The 13,297-nt window shown below is 66.9% G+C and carries 16 protein-coding genes; 11 read left to right on the top strand and 5 right to left on the bottom strand.

Annotated features, from left to right (window positions below):
• The first annotated feature begins 59 nt into the window (after positions 1–59).
• On the top strand, positions 60–596 hold the full coding sequence (locus tag DBV14_RS20640) for a class IV adenylate cyclase (RefSeq protein WP_124461562.1): 537 nt from the start codon (positions 60–62) through the stop codon (positions 594–596).
• Here the strand turns inward: DBV14_RS20640 and DBV14_RS20635 are convergent, their stop codons facing one another.
• Positions 597–1,235 (bottom strand): GDSL-type esterase/lipase family protein, encoded by a 639-nt coding sequence (locus tag DBV14_RS20635; protein ID WP_124461560.1) that lies wholly within the window; start codon positions 1,233–1,235, stop codon positions 597–599.
• Positions 1,236–1,399: 164 nt separating this feature from the next.
• Between DBV14_RS20635 and DBV14_RS20630 the strand changes: the two genes are divergently transcribed.
• The 6 genes from DBV14_RS20630 (at position 1,400) to DBV14_RS20605 (ending at position 7,800) form a co-directional block, all read left to right on the top strand.
• Positions 1,400–2,581 carry an ABC transporter substrate-binding protein gene (locus tag DBV14_RS20630; protein WP_124461559.1) on the top strand — a complete coding sequence of 394 codons (1,182 nt, stop codon included), beginning with the start codon at positions 1,400–1,402 and terminating at the stop codon, positions 2,579–2,581.
• A gap of 151 nt (positions 2,582–2,732) precedes the next feature.
• Complete coding sequence (locus tag DBV14_RS20625) at positions 2,733–4,562, top strand: ABC transporter permease (RefSeq protein ID WP_124461557.1); 1,830 nt, start codon at positions 2,733–2,735, stop codon at positions 4,560–4,562.
• 19 nt (positions 4,563–4,581) lie between these two features.
• The gene (locus tag DBV14_RS20620; protein ID WP_124461555.1) at positions 4,582–5,166 is read left to right on the top strand and encodes an OsmC family protein; all 585 of its coding nucleotides are present in this window, start codon (positions 4,582–4,584) and stop codon (positions 5,164–5,166) included.
• Positions 5,150–6,016 carry an ABC transporter ATP-binding protein gene (locus DBV14_RS20615; protein ID WP_124461553.1) on the top strand — a complete coding sequence of 289 codons (867 nt, stop codon included), beginning with the start codon at positions 5,150–5,152 and terminating at the stop codon, positions 6,014–6,016. The genes DBV14_RS20620 and DBV14_RS20615 overlap by 17 nt, the downstream gene beginning before the upstream one ends.
• Positions 6,013–6,858 carry an ABC transporter ATP-binding protein gene (locus tag DBV14_RS20610; protein ID WP_260397146.1) on the top strand — a complete coding sequence of 282 codons (846 nt, stop codon included), beginning with the start codon at positions 6,013–6,015 and terminating at the stop codon, positions 6,856–6,858. Before DBV14_RS20615 ends, DBV14_RS20610 begins: the two co-directional genes overlap by 4 nt.
• Positions 6,859–6,903: 45 nt before the next feature.
• The gene (locus DBV14_RS20605) at positions 6,904–7,800 is read left to right on the top strand and encodes a VOC family protein (protein ID WP_124461551.1); all 897 of its coding nucleotides are present in this window, start codon (positions 6,904–6,906) and stop codon (positions 7,798–7,800) included.
• A gap of 24 nt (positions 7,801–7,824) precedes the next feature.
• Here the strand turns inward: DBV14_RS20605 and DBV14_RS20600 are convergent, their stop codons facing one another.
• On the bottom strand, positions 7,825–8,223 hold the full coding sequence (locus DBV14_RS20600; protein WP_124461549.1) for a VOC family protein: 399 nt from the start codon (positions 8,221–8,223) through the stop codon (positions 7,825–7,827).
• Positions 8,224–8,236: 13 nt separating this feature from the next.
• On the opposite strand from DBV14_RS20600, the gene DBV14_RS33985 reads away from it, so the two are divergent.
• The gene (locus DBV14_RS33985; RefSeq protein WP_124461547.1) at positions 8,237–8,968 is read left to right on the top strand and encodes a CPBP family intramembrane glutamic endopeptidase; all 732 of its coding nucleotides are present in this window, start codon (positions 8,237–8,239) and stop codon (positions 8,966–8,968) included.
• A gap of 18 nt (positions 8,969–8,986) precedes the next feature.
• Here DBV14_RS33985 and DBV14_RS20590 read toward each other — a convergent pair whose 3' ends face one another.
• Positions 8,987–9,418 carry a helix-turn-helix domain-containing protein gene (locus tag DBV14_RS20590; protein ID WP_124461545.1) on the bottom strand — a complete coding sequence of 144 codons (432 nt, stop codon included), beginning with the start codon at positions 9,416–9,418 and terminating at the stop codon, positions 8,987–8,989.
• A gap of 110 nt (positions 9,419–9,528) precedes the next feature.
• On the opposite strand from DBV14_RS20590, the gene DBV14_RS20585 reads away from it, so the two are divergent.
• Together DBV14_RS20585 and DBV14_RS20580 are read left to right on the top strand one after the other, a co-directional pair.
• Positions 9,529–10,122 carry a dihydrofolate reductase family protein gene (locus tag DBV14_RS20585; RefSeq protein WP_124461543.1) on the top strand — a complete coding sequence of 198 codons (594 nt, stop codon included), beginning with the start codon at positions 9,529–9,531 and terminating at the stop codon, positions 10,120–10,122.
• Between the two features lie 124 nt (positions 10,123–10,246).
• Complete coding sequence (locus DBV14_RS20580) at positions 10,247–10,699, top strand: RcnB family protein (protein WP_124461541.1); 453 nt, start codon at positions 10,247–10,249, stop codon at positions 10,697–10,699.
• A 132-nt stretch (positions 10,700–10,831) separates the two neighbouring features.
• Here the strand turns inward: DBV14_RS20580 and DBV14_RS20575 are convergent, their stop codons facing one another.
• Together DBV14_RS20575 and DBV14_RS20570 are read right to left on the bottom strand one after the other, a co-directional pair.
• A complete protein-coding gene (locus DBV14_RS20575; RefSeq protein WP_124461539.1) occupies positions 10,832–11,095 on the bottom strand; it encodes a hypothetical protein in 264 nt (87 codons plus the stop codon).
• 126 nt (positions 11,096–11,221) lie between these two features.
• Positions 11,222–12,166, bottom strand: a complete 945-nt coding sequence (locus DBV14_RS20570; protein WP_124461537.1) for a CysB family HTH-type transcriptional regulator — start codon at positions 12,164–12,166, stop codon at positions 11,222–11,224.
• Between the two features lie 167 nt (positions 12,167–12,333).
• On the opposite strand from DBV14_RS20570, the gene DBV14_RS20565 reads away from it, so the two are divergent.
• Positions 12,334–12,936, top strand: coding sequence for a TetR/AcrR family transcriptional regulator (locus DBV14_RS20565; protein WP_124461535.1), 603 nt, complete (start codon positions 12,334–12,336; stop codon positions 12,934–12,936).
• Positions 12,937–13,297 lie beyond the last annotated feature (361 nt).

Genomic DNA, 13,297 nt, shown 5'->3' with positions numbered 1-13,297 from the left:
GCCCTGAATGAACCCGCTCCCGAACAAGAAACGAACGCAACTCAGCGCGAACCAAAGAGATGGCAAGAAACATAGAGATCAAGGCCCGCATCGACAGCGTGGAACGCGTGGCACAGTTGGCCGCGAAGCTCGCCGACCAAGGCCCCACGGAGATCGCGCAAGACGACACCTTCTTCCGCTGCAACGACAACGCCGACCGCCTCAAGCTGCGCACCTTCGCACCCGATCGCGCCGAGCTGATCTTCTATCGCCGTGCCAACAGCAGCGGCCCCAAAGAGTCGTTCTATCTCATCGCGCCCACCGACAAGCCCGACGCGTTGCGCGAATCGCTCACGCTCGCGTGGGGGCAGGTCGGCCGCGTGCGCAAGCAGCGCCGGCTGTTCATCGTCGGCCGCACGCGCGTGCACCTGGACCGCGTCGAAGGACTGGGCGAATTCCTTGAACTCGAGGTCGTGCTGAAAGAAGGCGAGACCGCCGAAGCCGGCGTGGCCGAAGCACATGCACTCATGGCACAGCTCGGCATCGGCACCGACCAGCTGGTGCAGGGCGCCTACGTCGACTTGCTGAAGAACAACGCGTCGACCGACGGCGCCTGATCAACGCCAGCCCGCGGCCTTGAGCTGGTCCGCCAGAAGCTGCGCCACCTTTTCATAGCCTCGTGCATTGGCATGGATGCGGTCGGAGCGCAGCGACGCGTCCGACAGCACGCTCGAATACACGTTGGCAACCAGCAGTGCCTGGCTTGACTTCGCGACCTCTTCATAGAACGGGGCATCGCTGAGCGAACCGACGACTGCCCGCATCGCGTCGGGGGCGGGCGTGGCCAGCAGCGCGACGTGGGGCGTGTGCGCGCGGGCCTGGTTCACCAGCGCCGCGATGTTGTCGCGCGTGGCCGCGGGCGATACGCCGCGCAGCATGTCGTTGCCGCCGATGCCGATCAGGATCGCGTCGTAGCTGCCGGCACTCAACAGCGCCGGCAACCGCTCCAGCGCACCGGCCGAGGTATCGCCGTTGATGCCCGCGTTCTCGACCTGCCAGCCCGTCAGCTCACTCAGTTTCACGGGCCACGCCGCATCGGGCGACGCTCCGTAGCCGAAGGTCAGGCTGTCGCCCAGCGCCAGCACACGGGCATCGGGTTTCAGTGCCGTGGCGGAGGGCTTGCGCTTGCCGCAGGCCGGCAGAAGGGCCAGGGCAGGCGCGCCCGCCAGCAGGTGGAGGAGGTGTCGTCGCTTCATGTGGCGCGCAGCTTAAACGCAGCCGCGCAGCCGGCGGGCTCGCGGACGCTTGCCCCTTTGCTCGGAAAGCGCATAAGCCTCCCCGTTTTTGTTCGTTCCCGCGCAAGGCCCGGGCGCGAAGAATCGCGGCCCTGCACGCTCATTCATTACCGGGGTCCGACACCATGTCGCTGTTCAATCGCCATCGTTTCCTGCGCCATGTGGCCGCACTTTCCGCCGCCCTGCTGGCGGCGCCCATCGTGGCCTGGGCCGCGCCCGCCACGGGCGAGCCCGTCTGGTTCGGCGTGAGTGGGCCGCTCACCGGGCAGAACGCGCAGTACGGCGCGCAATGGAAGGCCGGCTTCGACCTGGCGCTCGAGCACATCAATGCGCAGGGCGGCATCCATGGCCGGCCGCTGGCCTACAACTTCGAAGACAGCCAGAGCGATCCGCGACAGTCGGTGGCCATTGCGCAGAAGCTGGTGAACGACAAGCGCGTGCTCATCGAACTCGGCGACTTCTCCAGCCCGGCCTCGATGGCGGCTTCGCCCATCTACCAGCGCGCGGGGCTGGTGCAGCTGGGCTTCACCAACTCGCACCCCGACTTCACCAAGGGCGGCGACTTCATCTGGAGCCCGTCGATCAGCCAGGCCGACGCACAGCCGCTGCTGGCTGAGCTCGCGGTGAAGACGCTGGGCTTCAAGCGCATCGCGGTGCTGTACCTGAACACCGACTGGGGCCGCACCAGCAAGGACGTGCTGGTGAAGGCCGCGCAGGAGCGCGGTGCGCAGCTGGCCATTGCCGAGGGCTACCAGCCCGACGAGAAAGACTTCCGCTCGACGCTGGTGCGCGTGCGCGACGCCAACCCCGATGGGCTGGTGCTCATCTCCTACTACCCCGATGGCGCACTCATCGCGGGGCAGGTGCGCAGCGTGGGGCTCAAGCAGCCGATCGCGGCGGTGGGCTCGGTGTATTCGCCGAAGTTCATCGAGCTCGGCGGCGCGGCGGTGAACGGCATCTACACCAACACCGCCTTCTATCCCGAGGAGCCGCGCGCCGAGGTACAGGACTTCGTGAAGAGCTTCCGCGCGAAGTACAGCAAAGAGCCGGATGCGTTCAACGCCTACGCGTACGACGCGGTGGTGTACGCCGCCGCGGCACTGCGCCAGGCCGGCCCGAAGGCCGACCGCAAGGCGGTGCGCGATGCGTTCTACAAGATCAAGGACGTGCCCAGCGTGATCTTCGGCAAGGCGAGCTTCGATGCGCAGACGCGCCGCGTGGTGGGCGTGAAGAGCGTGAACCTGGTGGTGAAGGATGGGAATTGGGCGCAGCTGGAGGAGAAGGCGGCCGTGGCCTTGTCGAAATGATGGCGCTGTCGCGTTGTCCCCTCTCCCGCGTGCGGGAGAGGGCTAGGGTGAGGGCAGGGGCCTTCGATAGACAGCAGTTCCTCGCAACGGCCGCCGCACCCTCACCCCAACCCTCTCCCGCAAGCGGGAGAGGGAGCAAGGCGGGGACGCCATGAGCTTCACCTCCTTCTTCGACTACACAGTCAACGGCCTGATCATCGGCAACATCTACGCGTTGCTCGCGGTCGGGCTCGCGCTGATCTTCGGTGTCTCGCACCTCATCAACTTTGCGCACGGCTCGGTCTACACCGTCGGCGCGTACATCGGCTGGGCCAGCATCACCTACCTGCACACGCCGCTGCCCGTGACCATCGCGCTCGTGGTGCTGGGCACGGGCGCGCTCGGCATGCTGATCGAACGCGTGGGGCTGCGGCCATTGCAAGGGGCTGCGCGCATTGCGCCGCTGCTGGCCACCATCGGCATCAGCTTCGTGCTCGACATCCTCGTGCAGCTGGTCTTCAGCCCCGACCCGCGCTCGCTGCCCACGCAGCTGCCCGACTGGCGCCTCAAGATCGGCACCGGCACCATCGGTGCGCTCGACCTGCTCATCGCGGGCATCGGCATCGCCAGCGCGACGGTGCTGTTCGTCTTCCTGCGTTTCACCAAGCTCGGCTGGGCGGTGCGTGCCACCGCGCAAGACCGCGATGCGGCGCAGCAGATGGGCGTCGACGTCGATCGCGTGAACCAGACGGTGTTTGCCATCGCGGCCGCGCTGGGCGGCCTCTCGGGCCTGCTGGTGGGCATGTACTACAACAACATCAGCCCGGCGATGAGCTTCCAGGCCACGCTCAAGGGCGTGGTGGCCACCGTGGTTGGCGGCGTGGGCAGCGTGCCGGGCGCCATCGTCGGCAGCCTGCTGCTGGGGCTGATCGAAAGCTACGGCGTGGCCATTCTCGGCACGCCGTACCGCAACCTGTTCGCCTTCGCGCTGCTGCTGGTCATCCTGGTGTGGAAGCCCAACGGCCTGTTCGGCCGCAAGCGCGCGCTGCCGCCCGAGCCGCTGACCGGCACCTTCATTGCGCCGAGCAAGCCGTGGCACATACCGCGCCGCCTGCTTGCCGCGGTGTTTGCCGCGGCGGTGATATTGCCGCTCTTCGACCCATCGCCGTACCTGCTGCAGACGCTCACCAACGCATGGCTCTACGGCGCGCTGGCGCTGAGCCTCACGCTGGTGGCCGGCACCATCGGGCAGATCTCGCTGGGCCACGCGGGGCTGCTGGCCATCGGCGCGTATGCGTCGTCGCTGCTGGTGCTCGACCTGCACCTGCCGGTGGGCACGGGCATCGTGCTCGCGGGCATTCTCACGTCGCTGATCGGCACCGCGCTGATCTTCCCGGCATTCCGCTTGCGCGGCCACTACGTATCGATTGCCACGCTCGGCATCGGCGAGATCGTGGCGCTGACCATCCTCAACTGGGAGAGCCTTACGCACGGGCCCATCGGCGTGTCGGGCATTCCGCCGCTGTCGCTGTTCGGGCGCGATGCGTCGTCGAACGAAGCCATCTACTGGGCCTCGTTCGGCGCGATGGTGCTGCTGGCCCTGCTGCAGTGGCGCCTGCTGCGCTCGCACCTGGGCCGCACCTTCCGCGCGGTGCGCGAAGACGAAGTGGCCGCACGCGCCTACGGCGTGAGCCCCGACCGCTACAAGGCGCTGGCCTTCGGCTTCGGCGGCTTCGCTGCGGGCGTGAGCGGCGCCTTCACCGCGCACATGTACTCGTACATCAACCACGAGACCTTCGGCTCGCAGATATCGATCCTCGCGCTGACGATGGTGATCCTCGGCGGCCTCGGCAACATCAGCGGCGCATTGCTCGGCGCGGTGGCGCTCGTGAGCCTGCCAGAGCTGTTCCGCGTGACGGCCGAGTACCGCATGCTGATCTACGGCGTCGCGCTGCTGCTCCTCATCCGCTTCCGCCCGCAAGGCCTGCTGGGCACTGTCTGAAGAAAGAACCACACACACCATGAGCCACCTGAACGACTACCTCGCCGAGAAACGCGCCGCCGTGCTGGCACGCAATGCCGCCGTCGAGGCCGGCACCGCGCAGCCCCTGCAACTGAAGGCCAGCGTGAAGGCCGAAGGCCGCAGCGGCGTGCGCCGCCTGCGCATTCGCGACCACCAGGTCATCAGCGACAGCCCGCCCGATTTCGCGGGCTACAACCTCGGCCCGAGTTCACCCGAGCTGCAGCTGGGCGTGCTCGGCACCTGCGTCACGCACATCTTCCTGATCCAGGCGGCGGAGCGCCAGGTGCCGCTCGAAAGCCTCGAGGTCGAAGTGACCGGCATCATCGATCCGCGCGGCGGCAAGCCGGGCCACGAGCACACGCCGATCTGGCCGCACCAGATCGGCTACACCGTGCACATCGATTCGCCCGCGAGCCGCGAAGACATCGACGCGCTGTTCGAAGCGGTCGAGCGCAACTGCCCCATCCTGAACCTGCTGCGCAATCCGCAGACCATTCGCGCCGAGGTGAAGCTCGTCAACTCGAAGGCGAAAGCGGAGCCGGCCAACGCGCCGCAGAAAGCGGGCGATGCCATCGCTGCTTGAGATCCGCGGACTCACGCGCCGCTTCGGCGGGCTGACCGCCGTGAACGCGGTCGACCTGCATGTGGGCGAAGGCGAACTGCTCAGCGTCATTGGCCCCAACGGCGCGGGCAAGACCACGCTGTTCAACCTCGTGACCGGCCTCGACCGGCCCGATGCGGGGCAGGTGCTTTTCGAAGGGCAGGACATCACCGGCCTGCCGGCGCAGCAGCTCGCGCAGCGCGGCCTGGCACGCACCTTCCAGCATGGCCGCGTGTTCGCGAACCTGTCGGTGCTCGACAACGTGCTGGTCGGCGCGCACACGCGGCTGCGCGCCGTGAAACCACGCGTCGGCGGCGTGCCGGGGCTGGGCGCACTGGCCGAGCTGGCGCTCGCGCTGATTCAGCCTTCGGCCGTGCGGCGCGAAGAGCAGAAGCTGCGCGACGAGGCGCGCGAAATCATCGCGCTCTTCGGCGAACGGCTCACGCCGCGAACCGACCATCCGGCATACAGCCTCTCGTACGCAAACCGCCGGCGTGTCGAAATTGCCCGCGCGCTCGCGCTCAAGCCGCGCCTGCTGCTGCTCGACGAGCCCACGGCCGGCATGAACGAAAGCGAGACGGCCGAGATGCTGGAGATCATTCGCAGCCTCAAGCTGCGCGGCCAAACCATTTTGCTGATCGAGCACAAGCTCGACCTGGTGATGCAGCTGTCGGACCGCGTGGCCGTGCTCGACGACGGCCGCAAGATCGCCGAAGGCCTGCCCGATGAAGTGCGCAACGACCCGGCCGTGATCGAGGCGTACCTGGGCCATCGCCACGTGGGGCAAACGCAAGTACAGACCCAGACCCAGGCAGAGGCGGTGCCCGCATGATCGCCACAGTCGCCCGCTCCGGTCTTGCTCCCTCTCCCTTGCGGGGAGAGGGTTGGGCTGAGGGCCTGCCTGAACGCACGACCGCGCCCGCTTCCAGCGGCGCCAGGCAGCCCCTGCTCCAACTCAAGAAGGTCAACAGCTTCTACGGTCCCGTGCAGGCCCACTTCGACCTCGACATCGAAGTGCGCAAGGGCCAGATCGTCAGCCTGCTCGGCGGCAACGCCAGCGGCAAGTCGACCACCATGAAGATCGTGCTCGGCCTGCTCAAGCCAGGCTCGGGCGAAGTCAATTTCAACGGCGCATCGACGCTGGGCCTGAGCACGCCGCAGATCATCCGCAAGGGCATCGGCTCGGTGCCCGAGGCGCGCCGCCTGTTCCCCGCCATGACCGTGCGCGAGAACCTGCTCATGGGCGCCTATGCGCGCAGCGACCGCAAGTCCGTCGCCGAAGACCTCGAGCGCATGCTCGCGCTGTTCCCGCGCGTGGCCGAGCGCATCGAGTTCCAGGCCGGCACGCTGTCGGGCGGCGAGCAGCAGATGGTGGCCATGGCGCGCGCACTCATGGGCCGTCCGCAGCTCATCTGCATGGACGAGCCGACCATGGGCCTGTCGCCGTTGTATGTCGACAAGGTGCTGGAGCTCATCGCGCGGATCAACAGCCAGGGCGTCTCGGTCTTCATGGTCGAGCAGAACGCCAGCCTGGCGCTGCAGATCGCGCACCACGGCTACGTGCTGCAGACCGGGCGCATCGTGCTGTCGGGACCGGCGCGCGAGCTGCTGGCCGATGCGCGCATCCGCGATGCCTACCTGGGCGGCGAGGGCGCTGCCCGCACCGCCTCCTGAAGACGAAGAACCACCGACCGCACACACACCGGGAGAACGAACGCCATGCCATTGACACTCGACCACATCGTGATCGCGGTGCACGACCTCGAACGCACCATTGCCGACTATGGCGCGCTCGGCTTTCACGTGCTGCGCGGCGGCGACCATCCGGGCCGCGCCACGCACAACGCGCTGGTGGTGTTCGGCGACGGCAGCTACTTCGAGCTGATCGCGTGGCGCCAGCCGTCGCCCGCCGAACGCTGGTGGCAGCTGCTGCAGCGGCACGGCGAAGGCATCGTCGACTTTGCGCTGCTGCCGCGCGACACGGCCATTACCGTGGCCGATGCCAAGGCGCGCGGCCTTGTGCTCGAAGGCCCGCTCGACGGTGGCCGCGTGCGGCCCGACGGCGAGCGCCTGCGCTGGCAGACGGCACGCCCTGCATCTGCCGACTTGCCCTTCCTGTGTGGCGACCTCACGCCGCGCGCCTTGCGCGTGCCCGAAGGCGAGGCGCGCGTGCATGCCAACGGCGCGCTCGGCGTGGCCAGCCTCGCCATCGCGGTGCGCGACCTCGACGCCACGCTGGTGCGCTACCGCGCCTTGCTCGGCATCGTGCCCGACGACGCCGACACCCACATCGGCGAGCCGGTGGCGGTGCCCGGCAGCAACGTGCGCGTGGCCGTCATTGCGCTGGGGCGCAGCGTGCTCGTGCTGTCATCGCCGCGCGAGAACGCCTCGGCGGCGGAAGAGGGCCGCGACGCGCTCGCGCAGCGCATCGCCGCGCGGGGCGAAGGCCCGTATGCGCTGGTGCTGCACACCGACCGGCCGCAGTCGACCGGTGTGTTCGACCTGGCGCGCACCCACGGCGCGTTGATCGAGCTCGACCTGCCGCCGCTGGAGCGTGCCGGCAAGCCCGGCAGCGGCGCGCGCGCTCGGCAGGCCAACAGCACGGTGGGTGGATAAGGCCCGGGAGGCGAACGATCGCGTTCAGGCCACGCGCTCGCGCAGCTGGAACACATTGCCCTCGGGGTCGTGCCCGTCGCAATGGCGATGGCCGTTGAATTCCCATTCGGCCGCGACCGGCTTCAGCACGCCGCCGGCTTCGGCCGCCAGTGGCCGCGCATCCGCGATGCTGGCCACCGGAAAGATGAACTTGAGCGCGGTGTCTTCGCGCGGCACCGGCGGCTGCGCGATGCGCACCCTGGCGGCGATGGCCGGATTCATCGCGACAATGAAGAGCTGCAGCGCCGGCGATTCCAGGCTTGCGTAGCCGGGCTCCGGCTGCGAGAGCGTCAGCCCCGCGACCTTCGCGTAGAACGCGCCCACGCGGGCCACGTCCTTGGCGTAGATGACGGCGGCCGCGGCAACGGTTGGGTCTGCTGGCATACGTACCTCTTCGATGGTTTCTTCTTCACTGTTCGGCTATCTCGTTTCGATTCTGCCAGCGGGCCTGCTCGCGCTGGTCCTGCTGCTGCTCATTCCACGCGCACTTGTCGGCGCGCGGCTGGCCGTGCACATCGTGTTCTTCGTGGTGGCGCGCGACGCGATGAGCCCCGCCGGGTTCTGGCAGCTGAATGCGGGATCGATGCGGCTGGGCGAATCGGCGCCGGTGCTGCTGGCACTGGCAGGCATGTCGGCCGCGCTGGTGGTGGGCGTGGCCTGGCTGGAGCGCGGGGCGCGCGAAGGCATGGCGTGGTGGCGCAAGGGGCGGGTGGTGCGATCGGTGCTCTGGGGCGTGCTGGGGGCGGTGGTCATCAGCGCCATTGCCGCCGCATTGAAAGCAGCGATGGGCTTGCCGTCGCTGCCGGCGCCGAGCCCCGCCATGTACGCACCGATCCTGGTGTTCGCGCTGCTGGGCAATGCCTACGAAGAACTGCTGTTCCGCGGCATGCTGCAGCAGCGCCTGGCGCGGCACATGCCGGCGACGCGAGCGCTGGTGGTGGCGGCCGTGCTGTTCAGCCTGTGCCACGCGTGGCTGGCGTTGATCGTCACGCGGGTGGGCCTGCCGGTGCTGGTCTTCACGCTGATCGAAGGGCTGGTGGCGGGCTTCGTGTACCGGCGCGCGGGGCTGCTGGGCGCCACGTTGGCGCATGGCCTTGCGATCTTCGCGCTGGCGGCCGGCTTGTATTGAGGCTTGTACTGAGGCCGGTCAGGCCGGGCGGCCTGCCGCGAGATGCGCCTTGCGCAGCTCGGCCTGCATCTTCTTCTGCAGCGGCAGTCCGCCTTTTTCGAGTGCTGCGGCGGGTGCGCTGCTTTCCTTCGTTGCCGGCCTGTGCTTGCGGCCCCAGATACCGAGCTGGGTGACCAACGGCAGCAGGTCGATGCCACGCGGCGTGAGGCTGTAGATGGCCTTCTGCTTGTGGCTCGGGTCGTCGGTCTTCGTGAGCACGCCATGTTCGACCAGCGTGTTCAGTCGCTCGGTCAGGATGTTCGACGAGATGCCTTCCTCGGACTGCAGGAACTCGCGGAAATGCCGCTTGCCCGCAAACATCATGTCGCGAACGATCAGCAGGCTCCAGCGGTCGCCGAGGACTTCGAGCGCGAGGTTGATCGGGCAGAGCGATTTCTGTTGGGTGGCCATGGGTTTTTTGCGCCTTGGAAAAACTGATTGCATTTTCGCACTGGTTTCACCATACTTAAACTGCTTGCATTTCAAGATCAGTCTCGGCCAACGACCGAAGGAGAGAACCCATGCGAAAACTCATACTCCAGATGCAGATGTCCGTCGATGGTTGCGTCTCGCCCGCCAACGGAAACCTCGACTGGCAGGTGTGGGGCTGGGGCGATCGCTGGGCATGGGACGACGAATTGAAGGGCGCCTTCAACGCGGTCTTCGAGGGCGTCGACACCATTTTGCTGAGCCGCAAGATCGTGGAAGAGGGCTACCTCGACCACTGGGGACGCGCCGCAAAAAACCATCCCGCGAACCCGCACTACGCCTTTGCACAACGGGTGGTCGATGCGCGGAAAGTGGTGCTCACCGACAAGCTGAAGGCATCGCGCTGGGAGCGCACCGTCATTGCGAGCGGCAACATGGCCGACGAAGTGAATTCGCTCAAGCAGCAGCAGGGCGATAAGAACATCCTGTGCATCGGCGGCGTGGGCTTCGCATCGTCGCTGGTGGCGGCGGGGCTGGTCGACGAGTTCCAGTTCTTCGTCAATCCCACGGCCGTGGGCTGCGGCCGGTCGGTGTTTCACGACACGCGCAACGGCCACAAGCTGCGCCTTCTCGAATCCACCGGCTACGAATGCGGCGTGGTGGTCAACCGCTATGCCCCGATTTGAAGGACAACGCGCCGCGTGGATACCAGCGCTTACCTGATTTCACCTGACGGCGACCTGAAGTGGTCGATCGGGACACATGCGCGGAACACAATGGACTCGTCAACAACGCATGAAGGAGTTCCAGATGTTCATCAATTCAAAGAGCATGGCCGTCGCTGCAGCGGCGCTCGCGATGTGCATGGCCGCGGGAAGCGCCTTCGCGCAAGACCGCCGCTTCGACGGACGCCCAGGCGATGGCCGCCCGGGTGACGGCCGCTACGAGCAGCGCGACCAGAGAGGCCCTGGCGATCGCAACTTCGATCACCGTGGCTCGCATGGCGGCTACTACCGCGGCAACCAGGACTTCCGCGACGGCCGCCAGTTCGATCGCCGTGGCTTCCCGCAGCCGCATGCCGAATGGCGCCGTGGTGGCCGCGTGCCGCCCGAGTACCGTGGCCGCAACTACGTGGTGAACGACTACCGTGCCTATCGCCTGCAGCCGCCGCCCCGTGGCTACCAATGGGTTGGCGTGGGCGGCGACTATGTGCTCGCAGCCATTGCCACCGGCCTGATCGCGCAGATCATCGCGGGCCAGTAAGCACGCGAAGTCCGGCTGCTGGAGCCCTTCGTCGCGGATTCGCGAATGGACGAGGACGGCAGCAGCACCAGGCAAACCGAAACCGCCACAGGCCTCTGTGGCGGTTTTCTTTTTTGGGGGAAGAAGCGGTCTCTAGACCAGTGCGGTGGGCACGGACTGGGCGCAGACATTGCGCCCCGTGATGGTCAGGCGCAGGCCGCCACCGTGCCATTCGAGCCAGTTAAGACTCACATACGCGTCGATGTCGTTGTCGTCGATGCGGTCGGCCTGGCGGCTTTGCAGAAGCTCCACCGTGGCGGGCAAGGCGCGTCTCAAGCGTTCGCGCCGCTCCGCTGCATCGGCCGCCTTGAGGGCGGCCCTGGTTTGCTGTTGCGTCTGCTGCGGGGTCGATGCCATTGCTGATCCGTTTCCAGGAAGCCAAGGAATTAACCCGAATGTACGCCCCTTGTGTGAACATGCATTCTTCTTTTTGACCTCGCCGCCGTCCGTAGTACACGCCGCGCAACATCCGGTGGACAGCCCCTAGATTTCGTAGTGCGATGCCCTTGCCTCATCGCCCAGGGCCTTCTCCACAACCGCACGCGTGAGCGTGGGCGCGAACGACTCGATGAAGGCATACACGTACTTGCGCAGGTAGGTGCCGCGCCGCACCGCGAGCTTGGTGAGGTTGATGCCGAACAGGCGCCCCGCGTCGAGCGCGCGCAGTTGCGTGTCGCGCTCCGCTTCATAGGCCACGCCGGCCACGATGCCAACGCCCAGGCCCAACTGCACGTAGGTCTTGATCACGTCGGCGTCCATTGCGGCCAGCACGATGTTGGGCTGCAGCCCGCGCTGCTCGAACGCCTCGTCGATGCGCGAACGGCCCGTGAAGCCTGTGTCGTAGGTAATGAGCGGATAGCGCGTGAGCGCGTCCAGCGTGAGCGGCGCATCGAGCAGCGGATGCCCCGGCGGCACGATCACCGAATGCGTCCAGCGGTAGCAGGGCAGGGCGACCAGCTGCGGGTAGTCGCCCAGCGCCTCGGTGGCAATGCCCACGTCGGCCTCGCCGTCGAGCAGCATCTGCGCGATCTGCTTGGGCGAGCCCTGGTGCAGGTGCAGTTTCACGTTCGGAAACTGCGTGCGGAATTCCTGCACCGCCACCGGCATGGCATAGCGCGCCTGCGAGTGCGTGGCCGCCACCGAGAGCAGGCCGCTCTGCTGCGCGACGAACTCCTGCCCCGCGTGCCGCAGGTTGCTGCTCTCCATGAGCATGCGCTCGATGATCGGCAGCACGTGCCCGCCCGGCTCGGTGAGGCCGGTAAGCCGCTTGCCGGCGCGCACGAAGAGCTCGATGCCGAGTTCTTCCTCGAGTTCGCGGATCTGCCGGCTCACGCCGGGCTGGGAGGTGTGAAGGGTGTGGGCGACTTCGGTCAGGTTGAAGCCGCAACGAACGGCCTCGCGTACCGAGCGCAGTTGTTGGAAGTTCATCTGCCGCGGAAGGGTCGGGGCCCCGGATGGGGCCGACCGGAGATTCTCTGCACAACTGCTTATTCGGGGAACGATGCGTTTGTTGGTTTCACATGAGCAAAACATCTTTGGAGCCAACCGCTGGCGGGGTGCTTGCAATTTCGCACGTCCGTGCTAAAGTTCGCCGCATGGACGCAAAGACCCAAAAAAGCGAACTCACCCGCACCGCCATCGTCGGTGCGGCGATGAACCTTGCGCTGGCCGAGGGCCTGGAAGCGATCACGCTGCAGGCGGTCGCGAGCCGGCTCGGGCTGTCCAAGAGCGGGGTGTTTTCGCGCGTGGGTTCGCGCGAGGCGTTGCAGAAGGCGGTGATCGAGGAATACGGCCGCGGCTTCCTGGCCGACGTGTTCGTGCCGGCGATGCAAAAGCCCAAGGGCCTGCCCCGCCTGAACGACATCGTGGCGCGCTGGATCGCCCGCACGCGCGATGTCGAGATGCACACCGGATGCCTCTACATGGCGGGTGCCTTCGAGTTCGACGACCGCGAAGGCGAGTTGCGCGACGTGCTGTTCGACGAGATCACGCGCTGGCGCGCGGCGTTGCGCCGCACGGTAATGTTGGCGGTGGAAACGGGCGAGCTGAAGGCGGACACCGACCCCGCGCAACTGGTGAGCGAAATGAACGGCGTGATGATGACCCAGCTGCACGACGCGCGGTTCCTGCGCGACCCGCAAGCCGCCGACCGCGCCACGCAGACGTGGCAACGGCTTCTTTCCAGTTACCTCGCCTGAGTCACTCGGAAGCGAGTGGATTTCTTGCGTTTTTGTTTGTCGGAATTTCGCACAGTCGTGCGATAAATAGGAGAAGCACCATGGTGGTCATTGCCCTCTTTCTTGTTGTCTATGCCGCGGTTGTCGGTCTCCGGGCCGTGTGCGACACCTTGTGTAGCTTGCCTCGCAGCAATCGCGATTGGGTCTGGTACTAGGGGTCTTGCTGTTCGCTTGTTGACGGCTCCTGTTCAGGGCGACGCTCACGCCGACGGTGTGCTCTGCTCCGCGAATGTCCCCCGCTTCGCTCCTCCTTTATTTCGCTGCGCAGAGCACACCATCCGCGTGAGCGTCATCAGAGTGGTCGTTGATCAGCGGTACACCA

This window comes from Variovorax sp. KBW07 (genome assembly GCF_003852515.1).
Lineage (GTDB): Bacteria > Pseudomonadota > Gammaproteobacteria > Burkholderiales > Burkholderiaceae_C > Variovorax.
This window is presented reverse-complemented; position numbering and strand designations above follow the sequence as displayed.

Excerpts from the sequence above, each read along its gene's own strand:
- DBV14_RS20610 (WP_260397146.1), top strand. The coding sequence starts at position 6,013 with ATGATCGCCACAGTCGCCCGCTCCGGTCTTGCTCCCTCTCCCTTGCGG.
- DBV14_RS20570 (WP_124461537.1), bottom strand. The coding sequence starts at position 12,166 with ATGAACTTCCAACAACTGCGCTCGGTACGCGAGGCCGTTCGTTGCGGC.
- DBV14_RS20630 (WP_124461559.1), top strand. The coding sequence starts at position 1,400 with ATGTCGCTGTTCAATCGCCATCGTTTCCTGCGCCATGTGGCCGCACTT.
- DBV14_RS33985 (WP_124461547.1), top strand. The coding sequence starts at position 8,237 with ATGGTTTCTTCTTCACTGTTCGGCTATCTCGTTTCGATTCTGCCAGCG.
- DBV14_RS20635 (WP_124461560.1), bottom strand. The coding sequence starts at position 1,235 with ATGAAGCGACGACACCTCCTCCACCTGCTGGCGGGCGCGCCTGCCCTG.
- DBV14_RS20620 (WP_124461555.1), top strand. The coding sequence starts at position 4,582 with ATGAGCCACCTGAACGACTACCTCGCCGAGAAACGCGCCGCCGTGCTG.
- DBV14_RS20580 (WP_124461541.1), top strand. The coding sequence starts at position 10,247 with ATGTTCATCAATTCAAAGAGCATGGCCGTCGCTGCAGCGGCGCTCGCG.
- DBV14_RS20615 (WP_124461553.1), top strand. The coding sequence starts at position 5,150 with ATGCCATCGCTGCTTGAGATCCGCGGACTCACGCGCCGCTTCGGCGGG.
- DBV14_RS20605 (WP_124461551.1), top strand. The coding sequence starts at position 6,904 with ATGCCATTGACACTCGACCACATCGTGATCGCGGTGCACGACCTCGAA.
- DBV14_RS20590 (WP_124461545.1), bottom strand. The coding sequence starts at position 9,418 with ATGGCCACCCAACAGAAATCGCTCTGCCCGATCAACCTCGCGCTCGAA.
- DBV14_RS20640 (WP_124461562.1), top strand. The coding sequence starts at position 60 with ATGGCAAGAAACATAGAGATCAAGGCCCGCATCGACAGCGTGGAACGC.
- DBV14_RS20585 (WP_124461543.1), top strand. The coding sequence starts at position 9,529 with ATGCGAAAACTCATACTCCAGATGCAGATGTCCGTCGATGGTTGCGTC.
- DBV14_RS20575 (WP_124461539.1), bottom strand. The coding sequence starts at position 11,095 with ATGGCATCGACCCCGCAGCAGACGCAACAGCAAACCAGGGCCGCCCTC.
- DBV14_RS20565 (WP_124461535.1), top strand. The coding sequence starts at position 12,334 with ATGGACGCAAAGACCCAAAAAAGCGAACTCACCCGCACCGCCATCGTC.
- DBV14_RS20600 (WP_124461549.1), bottom strand. The coding sequence starts at position 8,223 with ATGCCAGCAGACCCAACCGTTGCCGCGGCCGCCGTCATCTACGCCAAG.
- DBV14_RS20625 (WP_124461557.1), top strand. The coding sequence starts at position 2,733 with ATGAGCTTCACCTCCTTCTTCGACTACACAGTCAACGGCCTGATCATC.